We start from the raw sequence: 1,824 nt of genomic DNA on the forward strand, positions 1-1,824 counted from the left end.
ATTTTATTTTATCGATATTTGGCTAGGCAGGTTGTAAATGAATCATTTATTTGAATTTTTAGAGCAGTACACTGATTATATCATCTTGGGAACGCTGGCATTGATGAGTTTTATCATGTTATGGATGGTAATCGAACGCATCATTTTTTTTAGTCAGGTCAAGGTGGAACAATATGACACGATTCATGAGTTGGAGATTGATTTGACCCGCAATTTGACTACAATTTCAACCATTGGGTCAAACGCACCTTATGTTGGGTTGTTGGGAACGGTGATCGGGATTTTGTTAACATTTTATACCATGGGGCAATCTGGTGGGGATATTGATGCGGCATCGATTATGGTCAACCTCTCCTTGGCACTGAAAGCAACCGCTGTCGGGATCCTGGTGGCGATTCCGTCAATGGTGTTTTATAACGGTTTGAATCGAAAAGTAGACGTTAATAAATTGAAATGGTTTGCCTTTAACGAAAAACAGCAGCAGGTTTAATTGCAAGGGGAAGTGCGGTGAAGAAATTTGATGAAATCAATATTATCCCTTTTTTGGATATTATGCTGGTGCTGTTGGCGATTGTATTGGTGACGGCATCGTTTATTTCACAAGGCAAAATTCAGGTGAATGTGCCGAAAGCCAGTAGTAGCGTGACCATGAAAGCCGATGATTTGGCAAAATTGCTGACAGTGACCGAAACTGGCGAGCTGTACTATAACGATAAGCCGATCAATAAAGAAGCGCTGGCTGACGAAGTGGCGAAATGGGACAAAGCTCAGAAAGTTACGCTTAAAGTTGATGCTGCGACGCCTTTTCAGGAGTTTGTTGATATTACTGATGTGTTTTCCAAAAACGATATTAAGAATGTGGCGATTGTCACGTTAAAGCCACAGGGTAATCAGTGATGCAAAAACGCCGTTCTCTAATTGGGTTTGTAGTTTCTTTGGTTTTTCATCTGGCGATTGCGTTGTTGTTGTTGCTGGTGGTGATTCGTTCACTGGCGGATGAAAGTGCAAATGGACAGGTGAGTAATGAGATCAGTACCAACATCTCGATGGAGATGATGATGGCGATGGTGGAAGCCGAACCTGAGCCGGAACCAGAGCTGATCAAAGAAGAGCTACCGGAGCCGAAAGAAGAGATTCCAGATCCAACGGTTAAACCTGAGCCGCCGAAAGAGGAAAAGCCGAAGCAACCGGAAAAACCAAAAGAAAAGCCTAAACCAAAAGAGAAACCAAAGGAAAAACCGAAGAAAAAAGAGCCTAAGCCGTTAGATGTTGCGCGTGGACCGAAAACTGTCGAGTCACCTAATAATATTGCCTCTAAGGCAAGCGGACCACAAAGCACGACTCAGCAGAATGTGGCTGGTGCCGGAGGCAAGGAGATTGATGCCTATCTTGCTAAGTTACGTCGTGAAATTGAACGTAATAAAAACTATCCGCAGCGGGCAAGAATGATGCGTAAACAAGGCCGGGTGATGGTAGCATTTACCTTAAGTGAGAATGGAAAGCCACAAAACCCGAAAGTGATCAAGTCTTCCGGCAATGCGGATTTGGACAAAGCCGCTTTGAAAGCGGTGGAGAATGCCAGAGCGGTTGGGCCACGTCCTGCGGGTGTTATTTCTACACCGTCAGTTCCGGTCAGCTTTACCCTCGACTGACCGCACTTTAGCTTTAATAAGATAAAGAAAATACGATAGATAAAAAACGGCGCTGAATCATAAGATTTTAGCGCCGTTTTTTAATGTGCTAAGTAGGGTCTGTTGATCTTTGTTTATATTTTGAGTTGTCGTTTAAAATAAGCACAATCTAGGCGTAAGCCGAAATCAATAG

3 protein-coding genes are annotated in these 1,824 nt (G+C 43.3%); all 3 read left to right on the forward strand.

Features of this window, described 5'->3' with window-relative positions; genetic code table 11:
* Positions 1 to 37 precede the first annotated feature (37 nt).
* Genes exbB through FHQ30_RS12715 form a run of 3 tightly spaced genes read left to right on the forward strand, consistent with a single transcriptional unit; the run spans position 38 to position 1,652 of the window.
* Complete coding sequence (gene exbB / locus FHQ30_RS12705) at positions 38 to 490, forward strand: TonB-system energizer ExbB (RefSeq protein ID WP_139610183.1); 453 nt, start codon at positions 38 to 40, stop codon at positions 488 to 490.
* 17 nt (positions 491 to 507) lie between these two features.
* The gene (exbD, locus tag FHQ30_RS12710) at positions 508 to 897 is read left to right on the forward strand and encodes a TonB system transport protein ExbD (protein WP_139610182.1); all 390 of its coding nucleotides are present in this window, start codon (positions 508 to 510) and stop codon (positions 895 to 897) included.
* Positions 894 to 1,652, forward strand: a complete 759-nt coding sequence (locus FHQ30_RS12715) for an energy transducer TonB (RefSeq protein ID WP_139610181.1) — start codon at positions 894 to 896, stop codon at positions 1,650 to 1,652. Before exbD ends, FHQ30_RS12715 begins: the two co-directional genes overlap by 4 nt.
* Positions 1,653 to 1,824: the final 172 nt, after the last annotated feature.

It is taken from the genome of Testudinibacter sp. 'clade 2' (assembly GCF_006227735.1).
GTDB lineage: Bacteria > Pseudomonadota > Gammaproteobacteria > Enterobacterales > Pasteurellaceae > Chelonobacter.